16 protein-coding genes are annotated in these 18265 nt (G+C 75.9%); 10 read left to right on the top strand and 6 right to left on the bottom strand.

The features are described from left to right. The first annotated feature begins 5 nt into the window (after positions 1 to 5). Positions 6 to 866, top strand: a complete 861-nt coding sequence (locus DQ240_RS12890; protein ID WP_113840018.1) for a mycofactocin-coupled SDR family oxidoreductase — start codon at positions 6 to 8, stop codon at positions 864 to 866. Between the two features lies 1 nt (position 867). Here DQ240_RS12890 and ppk2 read toward each other — a convergent pair whose 3' ends face one another. Next, positions 868 to 1821, bottom strand: coding sequence for a polyphosphate kinase 2 (ppk2, locus tag DQ240_RS12885; RefSeq protein WP_233498686.1), 954 nt, complete (start codon positions 1819 to 1821; stop codon positions 868 to 870). 36 nt (positions 1822 to 1857) lie between these two features. Here ppk2 and DQ240_RS12880 point away from each other — a divergent pair, with 36 nt between their 5' ends. Beyond that, positions 1858 to 4833: a sacsin N-terminal ATP-binding-like domain-containing protein gene (locus DQ240_RS12880; protein WP_113840017.1), complete on the top strand. Its 2976-nt coding sequence runs from the start codon at positions 1858 to 1860 to the stop codon at positions 4831 to 4833. A gap of 434 nt (positions 4834 to 5267) precedes the next feature. Here DQ240_RS12880 and DQ240_RS23275 read toward each other — a convergent pair whose 3' ends face one another. Continuing rightward, positions 5268 to 5570, bottom strand: coding sequence for a hypothetical protein (locus DQ240_RS23275; RefSeq protein WP_158548667.1), 303 nt, complete (start codon positions 5568 to 5570; stop codon positions 5268 to 5270). A 210-nt stretch (positions 5571 to 5780) separates the two neighbouring features. Between DQ240_RS23275 and DQ240_RS23270 the strand changes: the two genes are divergently transcribed. The 3 genes from DQ240_RS23270 (at position 5781) to fabG (ending at position 8312) form a co-directional block, all read left to right on the top strand. Next, complete coding sequence (locus tag DQ240_RS23270; RefSeq protein WP_158548665.1) at positions 5781 to 6152, top strand: STAS domain-containing protein; 372 nt, start codon at positions 5781 to 5783, stop codon at positions 6150 to 6152. A gap of 120 nt (positions 6153 to 6272) precedes the next feature. Continuing rightward, positions 6273 to 7484 (top strand): acetyl-CoA C-acetyltransferase, encoded by a 1212-nt coding sequence (locus DQ240_RS12870; RefSeq protein WP_113840116.1) that lies wholly within the window; start codon positions 6273 to 6275, stop codon positions 7482 to 7484. 66 nt (positions 7485 to 7550) lie between these two features. Beyond that, the gene (fabG, locus tag DQ240_RS12865) at positions 7551 to 8312 is read left to right on the top strand and encodes a 3-oxoacyl-ACP reductase FabG (protein ID WP_113840015.1); all 762 of its coding nucleotides are present in this window, start codon (positions 7551 to 7553) and stop codon (positions 8310 to 8312) included. 24 nt (positions 8313 to 8336) lie between these two features. Here fabG and DQ240_RS12860 read toward each other — a convergent pair whose 3' ends face one another. Together DQ240_RS12860 and DQ240_RS12855 are read right to left on the bottom strand one after the other, a co-directional pair. After that, a complete protein-coding gene (locus tag DQ240_RS12860) occupies positions 8337 to 9203 on the bottom strand; it encodes a DUF1206 domain-containing protein (RefSeq protein ID WP_113840014.1) in 867 nt (288 codons plus the stop codon). A gap of 23 nt (positions 9204 to 9226) precedes the next feature. After that, a complete protein-coding gene (locus tag DQ240_RS12855; protein WP_113840013.1) occupies positions 9227 to 10063 on the bottom strand; it encodes a DUF1206 domain-containing protein in 837 nt (278 codons plus the stop codon). Between the two features lie 82 nt (positions 10064 to 10145). Between DQ240_RS12855 and DQ240_RS12850 the strand changes: the two genes are divergently transcribed. Together DQ240_RS12850 and DQ240_RS12845 are read left to right on the top strand one after the other, a co-directional pair. Further along, a complete protein-coding gene (locus tag DQ240_RS12850; RefSeq protein WP_147261992.1) occupies positions 10146 to 10796 on the top strand; it encodes a hypothetical protein in 651 nt (216 codons plus the stop codon). Between the two features lie 57 nt (positions 10797 to 10853). Further along, positions 10854 to 12461 (top strand): SIR2 family protein, encoded by a 1608-nt coding sequence (locus DQ240_RS12845; RefSeq protein WP_113840011.1) that lies wholly within the window; start codon positions 10854 to 10856, stop codon positions 12459 to 12461. A gap of 77 nt (positions 12462 to 12538) precedes the next feature. Here the strand turns inward: DQ240_RS12845 and DQ240_RS12840 are convergent, their stop codons facing one another. Then, positions 12539 to 13765, bottom strand: coding sequence for a DUF222 domain-containing protein (locus DQ240_RS12840; protein ID WP_113840010.1), 1227 nt, complete (start codon positions 13763 to 13765; stop codon positions 12539 to 12541). 194 nt (positions 13766 to 13959) lie between these two features. On the opposite strand from DQ240_RS12840, the gene DQ240_RS12835 reads away from it, so the two are divergent. The 3 genes from DQ240_RS12835 (at position 13960) to DQ240_RS12825 (ending at position 15892) form a co-directional block, all read left to right on the top strand. Continuing rightward, complete coding sequence (locus DQ240_RS12835; RefSeq protein ID WP_113840009.1) at positions 13960 to 14253, top strand: hypothetical protein; 294 nt, start codon at positions 13960 to 13962, stop codon at positions 14251 to 14253. A 57-nt stretch (positions 14254 to 14310) separates the two neighbouring features. Beyond that, positions 14311 to 15549 carry a cytochrome P450 gene (locus DQ240_RS12830; protein ID WP_113840008.1) on the top strand — a complete coding sequence of 413 codons (1239 nt, stop codon included), beginning with the start codon at positions 14311 to 14313 and terminating at the stop codon, positions 15547 to 15549. Positions 15550 to 15676: 127 nt separating this feature from the next. Beyond that, complete coding sequence (locus tag DQ240_RS12825; protein WP_113840007.1) at positions 15677 to 15892, top strand: hypothetical protein; 216 nt, start codon at positions 15677 to 15679, stop codon at positions 15890 to 15892. A gap of 4 nt (positions 15893 to 15896) precedes the next feature. On the opposite strand, the gene DQ240_RS12820 is transcribed toward DQ240_RS12825, so the two are convergent. After that, positions 15897 to 18227: an ATP-binding domain-containing protein gene (locus DQ240_RS12820; protein WP_113840006.1), complete on the bottom strand. Its 2331-nt coding sequence runs from the start codon at positions 18225 to 18227 to the stop codon at positions 15897 to 15899. Between the last annotated feature and the right edge of the window lie 38 nt (positions 18228 to 18265).

Below are 18265 nucleotides of genomic sequence, written 5' to 3'. Positions count from 1 at the left end.
GGACCATGGCGGGCAGCCTGCAGGGCAGGGTCGCGTTCATCACCGGAGCGGCGCGCGGGCAGGGCCGCAGCCACGCCGTCCGGCTGGCCCGGGAGGGCGCCGACGTCATCGCCGTCGACATCTGCGCGCAGCTGCCGTCCGTGGACTACCCGATGGCCACCGAGGACGACCTCGCCGAGACCGCGCGGCTGGTCGAGGCCCTGGACCGGCGCATCGTCACCCGCGTCGCCGACGTCCGGGACCGCGGGCAGCTGGCCGCCGCGGTCGAGGCCGGTGTCGCGGAGCTGGGCCGCCTCGACGTCGTCGTGGCCAACGCCGGGATCAGCCCGCTGGGCGCCGCGCACGGCTCGCGGGCCTGGTTCGACGCCGTCTCGACCAACCTGGTGGGCGTGATCAACACCGTCGAGGCGGCGTTCGACCACCTGGGTCCCGGCGCCTCGATCATCTGCACCGGCTCGATGGCGGCGATGATGCCCGGCGGAGTGGGCAACGGCGGGGGCGGCGCCGCGGGCTACGCCTACAGCAAGCGCGAGGTCGCCCGCTTCGTGCACGACCTGGCCGGCGAGCTGGCGCCGCGGGACATCCGGGTCAACGCCGTCCACCCCGGCAACACCGACACCCCGATGCTGCAGAACGACATGATGTACCGGATGTTCCGGCCCGACCTGGAGAACCCGACCCGGGCCGACGCCGAGCCCGGCTTCGCGTCGATGCACAAGATGCCGGTGACCACGCTGGAGGCGGACGACATCAGCGGGGCCGTGCTCTTCCTCGCCTCCGACGCATCCCGGTACGTCACCGGCCTCCAGCTCAAGGTCGAGGCCGGCGCCCTGCTGGGCGTGTCGACCGCCGGCGCCCCCGGCTGAGTCAGCTCGCCGCCGAGCTCCCCGGTTCCAGCGCCTCCCGGTCGGACTCGAGGACGTCGGCGGCGGCGACCACGATCGCCGGGTCCGGCCGGCCCACCACGTCGTCGTCCTTGCCGTCGTAGTCCGAGCGGCACAGCAGGAAGCGCATCGCCTCGAGGCGGGCGCGCTTCTTGTCGTTGCTCTTGATGACCGTCCACGGCGCCCAGGGGGTGTCGGTGGCGGCGAACATGGCCTCCTTGGCGGCGGTGTAGTCGTCCCACCGGTCCAGGGAGGCCAGGTCGGTGGGGGAGAGCTTCCACTGCCGCACGGGGTCCAGCTGGCGCACCACGAACCGGGTCCGCTGCTCGCGGCGGGAGACCGAGAACCAGAACTTCACCAGCGTGATGCCGCTGTCGACGAGCATCCGTTCGAACTCCGGCGCCTGCCGCACGAACCGCTGGTACTGCTCCTCGGTGGCGTAGCCCATGACCCGCTCCACGCCGGCGCGGTTGTACCAGGACCGGTCGAACAGCACGATCTCGCCGGCGGCGGGCAGGTGGGCGACGTAGCGCTGGAAGTACCACTGGGTCTGCTCGCGCTCCGAGGGCTTGTCGAGTGCGACGACGCGGGCGCCGCGCGGGTTCAGGTGCTCGGTGAACCGCTTGATCGTGCCGCCCTTGCCCGCGGCGTCGCGGCCCTCGAAGACGACGACGACCTGCTGGCCGGTCTCCTTGACCCAGTTCTGGAAGCGGAGCAGCTGGATCTGCAGCCGGCGCTTCTCCCGCTCGTACTGCGGGCGCGGCAGTCGCTCGTCGTACGGGTAGTTCTCCCGCCACGTGTCGACCCGGCGCCCGTCGGGGCCGTAGAGCTCGCCGTCGTCGTCCCAGTCCTCGTCGGAGTCGACGTCGGGCAACGCCTGCAGCCGGTACTGCGCGAGGTCGATCGTGGAGGCCAGCGGTGGGGCGTCGGTGCTCACCCCGGAGCACTACCCGCGCGCTGCCATGCTGACGCCGTGCCCGACGTCGACCCCTTCGCGACGGCGGTCGTGCGGGAGCACGTGCTGACCGCGTGGTCGGCCTCGCCGGCGCGCTTCCGCGAGGACGCCAACGCCGAGGAGGACCTGGTCCGCGGCGGCTACCGCGACCGGTTGCTGGTGGAGCTGGCGCAGAACGCCGCCGACGCCGCGGTGCGGGCCGGCGTCCCGGGCCGGCTGCGGCTCGAGCTGGCCGACGACCCCGGCGGCGGCCAGCTGCGCGCGGCGAACACCGGCGCCCCGCTCGACGCGGCCGGGGTCGAGGGGCTGGCCACCCTCCGCGCCTCGGCCAAGCGGGACCAGCCCGGCAGCGTCGGCCGCTTCGGGGTCGGCTTCGCCGCGGTGCTCGCGGTCAGCGACGAGCCGGCGGTCGTCTCCACCACCGGCGGGGTGCGGTTCAGCGCCGCGGGCACCCGGGCCGAGGTGTCCGCCGTCCCGGTCCTGGCCGAGGAGGTGGCCCGCCGGGAGGGCGGCGTGCCGGTGCTGCGGCTGCCGTGGCCGGCGGAGGGGACGCCGCCGCCCGGGTTCGACACCGAGGTCGTGCTGCCGCTGCGACCCGGCGCCCGGTCCGCGGTGCGGGCGGCGCTGGACGCCCTGACCGCCGAGCTGCTGCTGGCGCTGCCGGGGCTCGTCGCGATCGAGGTGGTCGCCGGGGAGTCGCGCACCCTGTCCTGCGTGCGCGACGGCGACACCGCCGTCCTCACCGATGCCGGGCGGACGACGACCTGGCGGCTGGCCGAGCGGTCCGGGGAGCTGCCGGCGGAGCTGGACCGCGCCGCCGAGGAACGGGACCGGCGCGGGTTCACCGTCACCTGGGCCGTGCCGACCGACGACGGCGGCGCCCCGGTGCCGCTGCCCCTGCCGCAGACGGTGCACGCGCCCACGCCGAGCGACGAGCCGCTGTCCCTGCCCGTCCGGCTGCTGGCCCCCTTCCCGCTGGGGCCCGACCGCCGGCACGTGCTGCCGGGCCCGGTCACCGACGCACTGGTCGCGGCCGCCGCGGACGCCTACGTCGACCTCGTGAGGGCGCCGGCCGACGACCCGGCGGTGCTCGCCCTGGTGCCGCGGGTCGGGCTGGCCGCCGCCGAGCTCGACGCCGTGCTGGGCACCGCGGTGCTCGACCGGCTGCGGAGCGCCGACTGGTTGCCGGCGGCCGCGGACCCCGCCGTCCGGCAGCCGCCCGGCCGGGCCGCGGTGCTCGCCGACCCGACCCCCGAGCGGGTGGCGGCACTGGCCGACGTCGTCCCCGGACTGCTGCCCGACGGGTGGTCGCGGCGGTCGGCCGCTCCGGCCCTGGCCGCGCTCGGGGTCCGCCGCGTCGGCACCGCCGACGTGGCCGACGCCGTGGCGGGCGTCGACCGCCCCGCGGCGTGGTGGGCGCGGCTGTACGCGGCGCTGGAGGGCGCGCAGCGCGAGGAGCTCGGCGCGCTGCCGGTGCCGCTCGCCGACGGCCGGACCGCTCCCGGACCGGCCGGGGTGCTGCTGCCGGAGCCCGGCCTGCCCGTGCCGGCGCTGGCGCCCCTGGGCCTGCGGCTGTGCCATCCGGACGTCGTCGCCCTCCCCGCGGCCCGGCGGCTGCTGGAACGGCTCGGCGCCCGGCCCGCCACCGCTGCTCAGGTGCTCGCCGACCCCGCGGTGCGGGCTGCGGTCGAGGTCTCGATGGACGCCGCCGAGGAGCCCGACGGGGATCCCGGTCCGCTGGCCGACGCCGTCCTCGCCCTCGTGGCCGCGGCCTCTCCCGCGCCCGGGGATCTGCCGTGGCTGGCCGAGCTCGCGCTGCCCGACGCGGCCGGCGGCTGGGCACCGGCCGGCGAGCTGCTGCTGCCGGGGTCGCCCCTCGCGGAGGTCCTGGAGGCGGGTGCGCTCGGCGTGCTGGACGGTGCCGCCGTCGCGGCGACCGATCCGGCGGTCCTGAGCGCGGTGGGGGTGCTGGACACCTTCGCCGTCGTCCGCGCCGAGGATCCCGACGAGCTCGACGTCGACGGGGCGGAGGAGTGGGCCGACGCCGTCCTCGACCGGCTGCCGTCCGGACCGCCGCCGCCGCCGTGGCCCCCGGTGACCGCGGTCCGCGACCTCGAGCTGGTCACCGACTGGTCGCGGGCGCTGCCGATGCTGGCCGCGCTGCCGGCGGAGGCGTGCGCGGACGTGCGGCTCGGTGAGACCGTCGTCCCCGGCTACCTGCGGTGGTGGCTGCGCACGCATCCCGTCCTCGACGGCCGGCGCCCGGACCGGCTGCGGGCACCCGACGGCGCGGAGTTACAGGGACTGTACGACGTGGCGCAGGCGTCGCCCGACGTGCTCGAGCTGCTCGCCCCGGCGGTCACCGTCGCCGACGTCCTGGCCGACCCCGACACCGCCGTCGAGCTGCTGGACCGGCTCGGCGACCCGGCCCGGAGGGTCCGGCCCGACGTCCTCCGCACCGTCTACGCCCGCCTGGCGGGAGCGCTCGACGGGCTGGACGTGCCACCGCCGGCGCGGGTCCGCGTCGCGCCGGACCGGGTCGCGGACCCCGAGCGGGAGCCGGTGGTGGTGCTCGACGTGCCGTGGCTGTACCCGTTCGTGACCGCCGCGCTGGCGCCGGCCGGCGGGGCACCGGGGGCGGTCGCGGACCTGCTCGACGTCCCGCTGGCGAGCGAGGAGGTGTCGGCCGCCGTGGACGGGCGCCCGACCCGGGTCGTCCGCTGGGCGGACCTGCCCGGCGCCGGGCTGGCCGCGGCCCGGCTGGGCCTGCCCGAGCTGACCGGTGAGGTCGCGCTGCACGACCGGCTCACCGCCGGCGGTCGTGCGGTCGCCTGGTGGCCGGGGGACGACGTCGACTCCGTCGACGGCAGCCCGGGCGCACTCGGCCGGGCGCTGGCGTGGCGCTCGGGCGCGTGGCGGCTGCGGCAGGCCCTGGCCGAGGCGTTCGCCGATCCGGACGGGACCGGCCGGCTCGCCGCCGAGGACGCCGTCTGAGACGCGAGCGCCCTCCCGGCTCGCGGAGCCGGGAGGGCGTCCCTCGGTAGCGGGTCTACTTCCAGCGCGGGATGGCGGAGGCGCCGGGCGCGTGGCCGCGCGTCGACGGCCGAGCGGACCCCCGCCGGTCGCGGGGACCGCCGGAGCGGTCCTGCGGGGGGAGTCCGCCGCGGACTCGGGCGAGGCGCTCGACGGCCGTCTCTGCGGCGGGAGGGAGTGCGTGCTTCGGGCTTGACAAGGGGACCTCCGGGGGAGGTGCGCGCCGGTGCGCGGGCAGCCGGCGAGAGGGATACCTGAGGTGGGGGACGCGCGGACGCGCGGACGCGCGACGGCGGGGAGCGGTGCTCGACCGGGGGGGGGCTCTGCCGGGGGGCTCAGTAGCGCATGGCGCAGACGCTAGGGACGCCGCCGGCGCCGCGCCAGCGAATTACCGGTCAGGCGTCCTCGTCGGCCCCGGTCCGCCCGGCCTGCCGGGCCTGGTGCGCCTCCCACCGGGCACGGTCGCGGGCCCGGGCGTCGGCGTTGCGCGCCCACTTCTCCTTCCGCCGCAGGTTGCGTGCCATCTCCCGCTCCTCGTAGCTGGAGTGCTGGTCCCAGTCGGCGGCGAGGACGACGAGGGCGACCAGGGCCCCACCGAAGATCGCGACGGCGGCGCCGAGGACCGGGTCGAGGAGGAGGAACACGGCAACCGTCGCGGCCACCCACAGCACCGCACCGGGCACCAGTCGTCTGCGCACGCGCCCAGTATCGCCTCGTCGCCGCGGGTGTCCGCCCGGGAACGGGACGATGACCAGCGGCGCCGCGCCTTGTCACCGGTGCCCCGCGCCCGTAGCCTCGGCCGTGCGGTTCAACAGTCAGCCGCTGCACCGCAGCCGAGCTCCTCGCCGCGCCCCCTCCCTCACGGGTCGAGGTTCTCCGTACGGGCCCGCCACTCGTTAGACGACACCGTGACAGCCACCCGAACCGGCACCATCACACCCGATCTCCTGTCCGTCACCTCCTCCGCCGGGGGCCGGATCACCGCCGTCGGCGAGATCGACTGCTCGACCGCCCCGCGGCTGGCCACCTGCCTCGACTCCGTGCTGGCGGCCGCGCCGGCCGAGGTCGTCGTCGACCTCAGCCAGGTGACCTTCCTCGACTCCGCCGGGCTGCACACGCTCGTCACCGCCCACGGCCGGGCGACCGGTCTCGGCGTCCGGCTGCGGGTCCTCGTGGCCACCCGGGCGGTCCTCCGCCCCATCCAGGTCACCGGTCTGGAGCACGTCCTCGGCATCGAGCACGTCCAGCCGGCCGACGACAGCGGCGTCGGCGCCGCCTGAGCACGGGGCTCCCGCGGTGTCCGGGCCTCCGTCGGGACCCGGCGCCGCGCCGCCGGAGTGGCGGGGCACACTCGGAGCGCCCCGGCGACCGACTGCGTCGCCGCCGTCGAGGAGGTCCCCGTGCGTGATGCCGTCATCTGTGAGCCCCTGCGGACGCCCGTCGGGGGCTTCGGTGGGTCGTTGCGCGACGTCCCCGTGCACGAGCTCGCCAGCACCGTGGTCAAGGCGCTGATCGAGCGCACCGGCCTCCCGCCGGAGTCGGTGGACGACGTCCTCCTCGGCAACTGCTACCCGACCATGGAGGCGCCGGCGATCGGCCGGGTCGCCGCCCTGGACGCCGGCCTGCCGGTCACCGCCTCGGGCCTGCAGATCGACCGCCGCTGCGGCTCGGGTCTGCAGGCGGTCCTCTACGCGGCGATGTCCGTGCAGACCGGCGCGGCCGAGGTCGTGCTCGCCGGTGGCGCGGAGTCGATGAGCAATGCGCCCTTCTACTCCACCGCGATGCGCTGGGGTGTCAAGGCCGGCCCGGGCGTGCTCCTGCAGGACGGCCTGGCCCGCGGCCGGGTGACCGCCGGCGGCGTGAACCACCCCGTGCCCGGCGGCATGATCGAGACCGCGGAGAACCTGCGCCGCGAGTACCGGATCGGGCGGGCCGAGCAGGACGAGTTCGCCGTCCGCAGCCACCAGAAGGCCGCCGCGGCCACCGAGGCCGGCCGGTTCGCCGAGGAGATCGTGCCGGTGACCGTGAAGGGCCGGAAGGGCGACACCGTCGTCGACCGCGACGAGCACATCCGTCCCGACGCCGACGTCGAGACCCTCGCCAAGCTGCGGCCGATCATGGGCAAGCAGGACGACGAGGCCACCGTCACCGCCGGCAACGCCAGCGGCCAGAACGACGGCGCCGCGGTGTGCATCGTCACCTCGCCGGAGAAGGCCGCCGAGCTCGGGCTGCGCCCGCTGGCCCGGGTCGTCTCCTGGGCGGTGGCCGGCGTGCCGCCGAAGACGATGGGCGTCGGCCCGGTGCCGGCCACGGCCAAGGCGCTGGCCCAGGCCGACCTGAAGCTGTCCGACGTCGACCTGATCGAGCTCAACGAGGCCTTCGCCAGCCAGGTCCTCGCCTGCACCCGCGAGTGGGGGTTCACCGACTCCGACTTCGAGCGGATGAACGTCAACGGCTCGGGCATCTCCCTGGGCCACCCCGTCGGCGCGACCGGCGGGCGGATCCTCGCGACCCTCACCCGCGAGATGGCCCGCCGCGAGGCCCGCTACGGCCTGGAGACGATGTGCATCGGTGGCGGCCAGGGCCTGGCGGCCCTCTTCGAGCGGGTCTGAACCCGTGGCGGGCCAACACCGCCCGCATGATGCAATCCCTCCATCTTTGACAGTGAAGGAGCCAGCATGAGCGAGTCCTCCCAGCGCGTCGCCATCGTCACCGGCGCGGCCCGCGGCATCGGTGCGGCGACGGCGAGTCGCCTGGCCGACGACGGGTTCGCCGTCGCGGTCGTCGACCTGGACGAGGCGGCCACGAAGGGCACCGTCGAGGCGATCGAGGCCGCCGGCGGCCGCGCCCTCGGCGTGGGGGCCGACGTGAGCGACAGCGACCAGGTGACCGCCGCCGTCGACCGGATCGCCGCCGAGCTCGGCCCGCCGGTCGTCCTGGTCAACAACGCCGGGGTCACCCGCGACAACCTGCTGTTCAAGATGACCGACTCCGACTGGGACGTCGTCATGGCGGTGCACCTGCGGGGGTCGTTCCTCATGACCCGCGCGGCGCAGAAGCACATGATCGACGCCAAGTGGGGCCGGATCGTCAACCTGTCCAGCACCTCGGCGCTGGGCAACCGTGGCCAGGCCAACTACGCCGCGGCCAAGGCCGGTCTGCAGGGCTTCACGAAGACGCTGGCCATCGAGCTGGGCAAGTTCGGCGTCACGGCGAACTCCATCGCGCCCGGGTTCATCCAGACGGAGATGACGAAGGCGACCGCCGAGCGGATCGGGCGGAACTGGGAGGAGTACGTCGCCGAGCGGGCGGCGGCCATCCCGGTGGCCCGTGGTGGGGTGCCCGAGGACATCGCCCACGCCGTCTCGTTCTTCGCCAGCGAGGGCGCCGGCTTCGTCTCCGGCCAGGTCCTCTACGTCGCGGGCGGCCCGCGCAACTGACGCGTCGTCCCGGCCGCGGCCCGTTCAGCTGGACGGGTCGCGGTCGGGGTACCGCGCGCGGGCCAGGGCGTACAGCCCGAACGCCGCGAACCCGGCGGCGACCGCGCCGAGCAGCCACGGTCCGGCGTCCACCCCGGCCATCGCCGTCATCGCGCCGTCCAGGCCGGTGGCGGTCGAGACGTCCGCCGAGCGGGCCGCCCGCCACAGCAGGACGCCGACGAGCCCGAACGCCACCCCCTTGGCGAGGTAGCCGATCCGGCCGACCACCTCGATCACCGGTTCCCACCGGTCCGGCGCGGCGGGCAGGTCGATGTCGCGCATGAACCCGCCGGTCACCCCCCGGGAGAGCGTGTAGAGGCCCACGGCCAGCACCGCGACGGCGACCGCCTCCACGGCGAGGGTGCCCCCGGGGATCTCCAGCGCGTCGTCGGTGAGCTCCTGCAGCCGCTCGTCGGCCTGGTACCCGGCGCTGGCGGCGAACAGCAGCGCGGTGACGCCGAACGCCGCGTAGACCGTGGCCTTGGCCAGGCACTTCGCGCACACGAGCGCCGTCCGCAGCCGGTGCCGGGGGTCGAGCAGGCCGCGCCACCACAGCAGCACCTCACCGGCCTGCCACAGCGCCAGCGACAGCAGGCCCAGGCCGATGGCCCACAGCAGGACCCGGCCGCCGGGACCGTCGGCCACCGTCTGCAGCGCGCCGGTCTGGTCGGCGTCGGCCCCGCCGAGGCCCCGCGCCATGCGGACCGCCAGCCAGGCGATCAGCAGGTGCAGCAGGCCGTAGGCGACCAGGCCGGCGCGGGCCAGCGCCTCCAGGACGGGGTGGTCGGTCACGTCCCGAGCCCGCTCGACGGCACCGGTCACGCGGTCGAGCAGCGCGCGGGCGAGGGGCACCCCCGAATCCTGCGGCCCGCGGCTCAGGTGCGCTCGGGGTACCTCGCCCGGATGAGGCAGAAGACGCCGAAGGCAGCGATGCCCAGCGCCACCAGCGTGAGCAGGAACTGGCCGAACGGCGCGTCGAGCACCGTGCGCAGCGCCCCGTCGAGCCCGGTGGCCTCGGCAGGGTCGAACGTGACCGCCGCGTGCACCAGCAGCGCGCCGACCAGCCCGAGCGCGATGCCCTTGCCCGGGAAGCCGACCAGGCCCACCCGCTCCACCAGGCGACGCGCGCCCGGCGAGGCGGAGCCGAGGTCGATCTGCTTGAGGAACTTCCTCGAGACGCCCTTGTAGACGTGGTAGACCCCGACGCCGATCAGCACCAGGCCGGCGAGGCCCACCCACCACCGGCCGCCGGGCCAGCCGAACACGCCGGTGGTCGTCTGCTGCTGTTGCTGCGAGCTCGAACCGCCGGAGCCGGTGGCGTACCGGATCGCCAGGACGGCGAGGGCGACGTAGACGACGGCCTTGGCCACCGACTTCGCCGTCTTCTGCACCGCCTTCTTGCGCTGGTCACCCGACGCGGACAGCCCCGACCGCCAGCGCAGCACCTCGGCCAGCTGCCAGACCGCGAGCGCGATCATCCCGATCGCGACGACCCACAGCAGCGGCTTCCCGATGGGGGAGTCCGCGAGCGTGGCCATCGCCCCGGACTGGTCGGCGGAGTCGCCGCCCCCGCCCCACGCCAGCTGCAGCGCCAGCCAGCCGATCAGCAGGTGCACCACGCCGTAGGCCAGCAGTCCGACCCGCGCGAGGTGCTCGAGCGCGTCGCTGCGGCCGGCCCGATCCACCGCGCCCATGGGTGACCCGACGTTCATCCCGCACTCCCGTCCGCCGCCCCCGTGCGCGTCGAATCTGGCACAGCGGTGATCATCTCGCCCGGTGGGGGACACTGGGGGCGTGGTGAGCGGTACGGCGACGACGACGGTGACGCAGGCGGACCCCGAGGTGGCCCGGAGGGCCTGGCCCCGGTGGCTGGCCCTCGGCGTGGCCCTGGTGGCGGTCGCGGCCGTCTCCGCCTTCTGGACCGACGGTGGTGCCCGGCTGCTCCTCGGCGCCCTCGGGCTGTTCGGCGCCGTGCGCGGCGCGGTCCTGGTCGCCGGCCCCGGCCGGGACGAGCTCGACGGCCGGGTGCGCTCGGTCGGCATCGGCACGGCCGTCGCGGGTGTCGCCGCTCTGGCGGTGGCCGCCGTCCCGGGTGCGCTGGCCGGCTGGGTGCTCCTCGTCGTCGCTCCGCTGGCCCTGCTCGCGGGGTCGCTGGTCCTGCTCTCGCGGGGCGCGGTCGCCCGCCGGGGCGGGATCGTCGCGCTGGTCTGGGCGGCGCTGGTGACCCTGCTGCTGGTCGGCACCGGGATCGGCGCGGACTGGGAGCGGGCCCGCGAGGGGGCGACCTCGGTGGCGGCGATCCTCGTGGCGGTGTTCGGCGTGGTGCTGGTGACCGGCTCCGCCGGGCTGCGCGCCGCGGCCGCCCGCCCGGTGCCGCCGAAGCCGCAGCCCGCGGGGTGCGCCGGTTGCGCCTGCGCCGGAGGCGGGTGCGGCGTCCTCAGCTGAGCGCGCCCGGCGGCGGGATCCGTTCCGCGGCGGGAGCCGCGGGGTAGACGGCGCCGTGTGGGGGGACACGTCTTCGTCGTCGGGGCCGACCTGACGCGGCTGTCCTGCGACGACGTCCTCGTGCCGACCGGCCGGGCCCTGCGGATCGGCCCGAGCTGGCGGTCGCTCGTGCCGGAGGAGCTCGTCGGCGCGGAGGACGCCGACGGCATCTGCCTGGATCTCGCGTGGTCGGGGGGCGAGCGGGTGCTGCAGCTCGGGGGCGACCCCTGCGTGTGGCTCGTGGACACGGTGGTCGACGAGGCACGCGGCCTCTCGTGGCTGCTGGACGGCGCCCGCGAGGCGCTGGCCGCCGTCGCCGCGCGGCCGGTGGAGAGGCCGCGGCACGGCCGGGCCCGCCGGCTGGTCGGGCTGCCCGCTCTCGGCACGGGCTGGGGCGGGGCGGCGGGCACCCGTGGCGACCTGCTGCGGCAGCTGCTCCCGGTGCTGCGGGAGGGGGCCGCCGAGCACGGCGTCGACGTCGCGCTGGTGCTGCGCGGCCCGAGCGACCTGGCGGCCGCGCAGCGGGTCCGGCGGGGGGAGGACGGCGGCTGGGATCTGCCGGAGCCGCTGGTGCGGGTGGCCGAGGAGCTCGGCCGGATGGCGCGCCTCGGGCGTTTGGCGCTGTTCGTGGGCGCCGGGGTGAGCGCGGCGGCGGGGCTGCCGACGTGGGAGCAGCTGCTCGACGAGCTCGCGGCGCGGTCGGGGCTCGACGCCGGGCTGCGGGCGGGCCTGGCCCAGCTGCCGGCCCAGGACGCGGCGGCGCTGCTCGCCCGGGAGCTGGGGCGCGAGCGGCTGGAGGCCTACGTCCAGGAGCGCTTCGGGTCGGGCCGCTATGCGCTGGCGCACGCGCTCGTGGCGGACCTGCCGGTGCAGGAGTTCGTGACCACCAACTACGACCCGCTCGTGGAGCAGGCCGCCGCGGACGTCGGCCGCGACCTCACCGTGCTGCCCTTCGACGAGCCGCGGCCCGGAGCACCGTGGCTGCTGAAGCTGCACGGCGACGCGGCCCACCCCGCGAGCATCGTGCTGACCCGCGAGGAGTACCTGCAGTTCGGTGACACCCGGGCGGCGCTGGCGGGGGTCCTGCCGTCGCTGCTGCTGACCCGGCACGTGCTCTTCGTCGGCACCTCCATGCAGGACGACGACCTGATCCGGATCGCCCACCAGGTGCGCTCGGCGGTGCAGCTGCCGGGCTCTCCGTCGGGTCGGCGGTCGGGCACGGTGCTGGCGCTGCGGGAGGACCCGGTGCGCAGCCGGCTGTGGGAGCGGGACGTGACGACGGTGGCGATGGCGGAGGCCGACGCCGCGCCGGCCGAGGCCGCCCGCCGGCTGGAGGTGTTCCTCGACCTGATCGGCTGCCTCTCGACCCCGCCGACCGGCTACCTCCTCGACCCCTCCTACCGCGGCCTGCTCGACGCGGAGGAGCGCGGCCTGGCGGAGGTGCTGCAGGCGGTCGCCGACCGGCTGCCCGCTCCAGCGCACCGCTCCGAGGCCGCGGAGGAGGTCCACGCGCTGCTCCGCCGGCTCGGCGCCGGGAGCTCGGCGGGGAAGCCGGCAGAAGACGGCCCCGTCGACGAGGCCACCCTCCCGCGCGACGACCGCCCCCAGGAGCAGCGCCCGGGCTGATCCTGGGATCCGGCCGGGCGCGCGCCTGTGCCCCGCGGCCCAGGGAGTGGCAGCGGGGATGGGCACGGCTCAAGGCGTCAGGTGCGCAGCGGTGCGTGGATGACGATCTCGGTGCCGTCGGGGCGGTAGGTGCGCCATCGGCTGCCGGGTGGTGCGGTGTCGTCGCGTTCGACGCGGTAGCCGTGGTGGACCTTGGTGTGGTGGCGCTCGCATCTTCCTGCGATGGCCCCCGTGCAGGGGCCCGCCGCGAGCCTGCGAGGGGCGGGGGGCACGGGGGTCCTTCCTGTCGCAGACCAGCGTGGCGCCTCGCAGCCGGCGAACACGCACGTCTCGTCGCGGAGTTCGACGGCCTTGCGGATGTGGGCGGGGACCACTCGCTGCTCGCGTCCGACGTCGATCGGGAGCCCGTCGGCGTCGAGCACGATGCGGGTGACGGTGGAGTCGCACGCGGTCCAGCGGGCGCGGGCGGCGGAGATGGTCGCGCCGAGGCCGGTGTCGGCGGCGGCGGGTCCGGTGATGGGGTCGACGAGGTCGTCGATGCCGATGGTGACGATGACGTGCGGCTTGACCGTCCGCAGCACCGGCAGCTGACCGGAGGCCAGGGCGAGATCGGCGAGCTGGACGAGGGCGTCGCCGCCACGTTGGGAGCGGGTGCGCCCGTCGCCGGCGCAGCGGCCGGCGGCGGACATGGACTCCAGGGCGGTGGCGACCTTCTGCCCGCCGACCTCGTCGAGGGTGCCGTGCACCGTCCAGGTGCCGTCGGGATGCTGCACGAGGGTGAAGGCCCGCTCCTCGGTGGGGTCGGGTTCGGTGCCGTCGGGGTCGAGCTTGGCCAGGTACTCCCCGACGGCGAGCTGCAGGTCGCGGTGGGTGCCGTGGAGGGCGACGGTGACCAGTGCGGTCTCGACTTCACGGACGTCGATGCCCTGGGCGGTGGCTTTGTCGAGGTGGGCCGGTTCGATGATCTTCGCGATGACCTCGACCTGGTCAGCCCCCAGGTGGCCGGCGGCGAACGCCGCTTCGGTCGCCGGAAGCTGGGCGAGGACCCTGCCCAGCCCGACCAGGTCCTTGGCCAGCGAGCCGGAGATCCGTAGGTGTCCGCGCAGCCAGGACTGCATCGTCTTCGCGCCGTCGTGCTCGCACGCCAGCCGCACGTCCGCCCGGCGCGTCACCCGGACGGCGTGAGCCGTGAGGCGGTTGACCGTGGTCACGACCTCGCGGAGGTGGTCCAGCAGCGGCCCGTCGGAGAACTCGTCGAGGTCCAGGCCCGCGAGCTCGTCGAGTGCCGACTGCAACTCGCCCACGACCGCCTCCTCGCCCCTTCGAATGTGTGTTCGATTCTACCGCTTGCGACGACCGCGGGCGACCTGTTTCCGCAGGTCAGACGCTTGTCCACGGATTGGCGTCCGTACTTGCGGAGCGCGTTGCCGTCGGGCTGCCCGCAATGGACAGTCGTCGTCGATCGGCCCGCGGGACCGTGCGGATCTAGCGTTCGATCGTGGCGACGCTCCGACTCAGCCGGCCCCGTGACGGCGGCGGCATACTCCGGCGGCTCCGCGTGCTCGTGGACGACCGAGAGGTCGCGGCGCTCAGACAGGGGGAGTCCGCCGCCGTCCCGCTCCCGGCCGGCACGTACACCGTGCGGGGACGGATGGACTGGACGCGCACACCGCCGCTGACGATCGAGGTGGCGGACGACGACGAGGTCAGCGTCGATGTCGCGCTGCCGTTCTCCGCGATCTGGGACATGGTCCGCCGCCCCGGCCGGGCGCTGACCATCCATCGGCGGTAGCGATCAGCACATCGGCCGTCCGTGTCAGGAGCCCGGTCCCTGGGCAGTCCGCATCTCATGCGCCTGGAGAACTCGCCCCTGCTGTTCGCCAAGGGCTACGGCTGGCTGCCCGACGCACGTCGCACGCGGAGCAGCCGGACCGTCGGCGTCCTCCTCGGCGGACTGCCCGCCACCGGGATCGTCGGCCCCGACGCCGGGCGCTTCCTCTACGACGAGGAGCACGTCCACCGAGCGCACGCGATCCCCGAGCCGGTGCAGGGCACGCTCTTCGGGAAGGGTGCCGTGCACACCCTCGACGGCGACCTGCACCGGGTGCGGAAGGCGATGTTCGTCGCCCTGCTCATGAAGGACGGGCCGGAGGGTGGCGGCAGCACCGCCCTGGTCGAGCGCACCGCCCAGGCCTGGGACGACGCCGCGGCCACCTGGGCCGGCCGGGAGATCGTCCTGTTCGACGAGGCGGCGCGCGTCCTGGCCGGCTCGGTGACCCGCTGGGCCGGCGTCCCGGTGACCGACGACGAGGTGCCGGCCCTGGCGACAGACCTGACGGCGATGGTCGACGGCTTCGCCACCGGCGGCCCGCGGCACTGGCGCGCCCGGCGGGCTCGCGGGCGGCGGGAGCGCTGGCTGGCCGGCCTCGTGGACGACGTCCGCGCCGGGCGGCGGACCGTCCCCACCGGCTCGGTCGTCGACGTCGTCGTCCACCACCGCGACGCCGACGGCGAGCTCCTCAGCCCGCAGACCTGCGCCGTCGAGCTGCTGAACGTCATCCGGCCGACCACCGCCATCGCCTGGTTCGTCGCCTACTCCGGGCACGCGCTGATCCGCTGGCCGCAGCACCGCGAGCGGCTGGCGAGCGGCGACGCGGCGTTCGCCGAGGCGTGGGCGCACGAGGTCCGCCGCTTCTACCCGTTCGCCCCGTTCATCGGCGGCCGGGCGCCGCAGGCGCTGGAGTACGACGGCGTCCGCATCCCGAAGCACTCGATGGTGCTGCTCGACCTCTGGGGCACCAACCACGACCCCGAGCTGTGGCCCGAGCCCTACGCGTTCCGTCCCGAGCGCTTCCTCGACCGGGAGATCGGCGCCTTCGAGTTCGTCCCGCAGGGCGGGGGAGACCCGCGCACCAACCACCGCTGCCCCGGCGAGCAGATCACCGTCGGCCTGCTGGCCGCGCTGGCGCAGCGGCTGGCCCGGCTCGACGCCGAGGCGCCCCAGCAGGACCTGACCATCTCCCTGCGGCGGATCCCGGCCCGCCCGGCCAGCGGTGTGCGGTTGCACGTCCGGGAGACCGCGGCCTGACGGACGGTGGCCCGACCGGTCACGCTCCGCGAGGGCGCGACCGGCGCGCTTCCCGACCTCGTGGCCGGTCCGGGTGCCGTGGGGGACGGTGGGTCCGGACGACGACCGAGGACGAGGAGGGATCGCGATGAGCCGGTGGCTCGCCCCGCTGGGGGCTGCGCTGTCCCTGCTGATGCTCTTCGTCGGTCTGATCCGGGCCGAGACCGAGCGCGCGACGACGGCCGGGGTCTCCCTCGTCTTCTGGGGCGTGGCCGGCCTCGTGCTCACCGCCGCCGCGGTCGGCTTCGTGGAGTACTCGGCGCACCGTCGTCCTCCCGCGACCCGCGCCCCGCGGTCCCGCTAGACCCTCAGCCCAGGCGGGCCAGCTCCGCGGGCAGTGGGCCGGGCGTCAGGACGCCGAGCCGCTGCGTGGCGCGGGTGAGGGCGACGTAGAGGTCGTTGCGGCCGCGCACCCCCTCGTCGAGCACGCCCTGCGGGTCCACGACGAGCACCGAGTCGAACTCCAGCCCCTTGGCCTCGGTCGGCGTGAGCACCACCGGGCCGAGCGCGGAGTCCGCGTCCGGTCCGGAGGAGACCGCGGGCAGCGCCGCCGCCAGGGCCGTGGTCACCGACGCCACCCGGCTGGGCGGGACGATCACCGCCAGCGTCCCCTCGTGCGCGGACCACTCGGCGGCGCAGGTGGCGGCCCGCCCGGGGAGCTCGGCCTCCGCCACCCGCGCGGCCCACGGCTGCTCGCCGCCCTCGCGGACCGACCGCGGCGGGGTGAGCCCGGTGCCGCCGGCGGCCAGCACGTCGGCGGCCACGGCCATGATCTCGGCCGGCGTCCGGTAGTTGACGGTCAGCTCCTCCAGCCGCCACAGGCCCTTCGCGTGCGGGTCGAGGACCTCCGCCCAGCGGTCGGCGCCGGCCAGCGAGCCGGTCTGCGCGACGTCGCCCACGACGGTCATCGACCGCGTCGGGCAGCGCCGCACCAGCAGCCGCCACGCCATCGGCGACAGCTCCTGCGCCTCGTCGACGACGACGTGGCCGAACGTCCAGGTGCGGTCGGCGGCGGCCCGCTCGGCGGTGGTGCGGAAGTCCAGCTCGCTCTGCCGGTCGGCCAGCCGCTCGGCGGTGAGCAGGTCGCCGGCGCTGAGCACCTCGGCTTCCAGGTGCGAGCCCTCCTCGTCGTCCTCCAGGTCGGTGGAGCGGGAGCCGTGCAGCAGGTCCAGCGTCGCCTGCGCCTCGGCCAGCCGGCGGCGCCGGTCGCGGCCGGCGCGGCTGCGCTCGGCCGAGTCGTCGGTGCCGAGCAGCTCGTCGGCCTCCTCGAGCAGCGGGACGTCGGCGGGCGTCCAGTGGGTGGGTGGGAAGTCGTCGGCCCGGTGCAGCAGCGCCCGGTCCGTCTCGCTCCAGTCCGGCGTGGCGGCGGCGATCGCGGCCGGGTCGGCGTAGAACTCGCGCAGGAACCGCTCCGGCGTCAGCCGCGGCCACAGCCGCTGGACCAGCGCCTGCACGCCCGGGTCGCCGGCCACCTCCCGGCGGAGCGAGCCGAGGTCGTCGCGGCCGAACAGGTCCCGCCCGCCCTGGATCCCCTCGCCGAGCTTCTCCGCGTAGCGCTTGGCGAGCAGGTCGACGATGCGGCGGGCGAACTCCGGGCGGGCCAGGTTGTGCAGCCGGGCGGCCCGCACGGCCGACCGGCCGGCCCGGGCGACGTCGATCGGGCGCAGCCGCAGCGGCGTCCCGTCGACGACGATCTCGAGAGGGGCGTCCGGCACGACCTGGCGGGCGGCGACGGCCCGCTCGAGCACCTCGACCATCTCCAGCCGGCCCTTGACGGCAGCGGCCTCCGGCGACTCCGCGGCCCGCGCGTCGATCCCCGGCCGCAGCTGGCCCAGCCCCGACAGCAGCACGCCGGTCTCGCCGAGGGAGGGCAGCACGTCGGCGATGTAGCGCAGGAACGTCGGCGTCGGCCCGACCACCAGCAGACCGCGCCGGGCCAGGCGCTCGCGGTGCGTGTAGAGCAGGTAGGCCGCCCGGTGCAGCGCCACGGCGGTCTTGCCGGTTCCGGGCCCGCCCTGCACGACCAGCACGCCGTTGGCGTCGGCGCGGATGATCCGGTCCTGCTCGCCCTGGATGGTGCGGACGATGTCGGTCATCCGGCCGGTCCGCGAGGCGCCGAGCGCGGCCAGCAGCGCCGCCTCGCCGGTGATCTGCAGCCCCTCGGTGTCGGCCGCCCCGACCGCGTCGATGAGCTCGTCGTCGAGCCGGGTCACGGTGCGCCCGCGGGTGCGGATGTGCCGGCGGCGGACGATCCCGAGCGGGTGCATCGGCGTCGCGGTGTAGAAGGGCCGGGCCGCGGGGGCGCGCCAGTCGACGAGTGCCGGGTCGGTGGAGACGTCGTCGGCGGCCAGCCCGATCCGGCCGACGTAGAGCGCGCCCTCCTCGGCCCGGTCGATCCGGCCGACGACCAGACCGGCCTCGGCCGCGTCCAGCGCGGTCACCCGCTCCGACTGGAAGCGGACCGTCGCGTCGCGCTCCTGCAGGTCCTGCGGGGACACCGCGGGGGACGTGATCGCCTGGCGCAGCCGGCGAGCGGCGAGGTCGCGAGCGGCGTCGAGCCGCCGGTACAGATCGGTGACGTACTCCTGCTCGGTGGCCAGCTCGGAGTGGGGGACGACATCGGACCGGGTGGACGGCAACGCGCTTCTCTCTGGTCGGCTCGGGACGGACCGACCAT

It is taken from the genome of Blastococcus sp. TF02A-26 (genome assembly GCF_003319125.1).
In the GTDB taxonomy this organism is placed as follows: Bacteria; Actinomycetota; Actinomycetes; order Mycobacteriales; family Geodermatophilaceae; genus Trujillonella.
The sequence above is the reverse complement of the archived record's forward strand: the minus strand, read 5'-3'. Positions and strand labels throughout refer to the sequence as shown.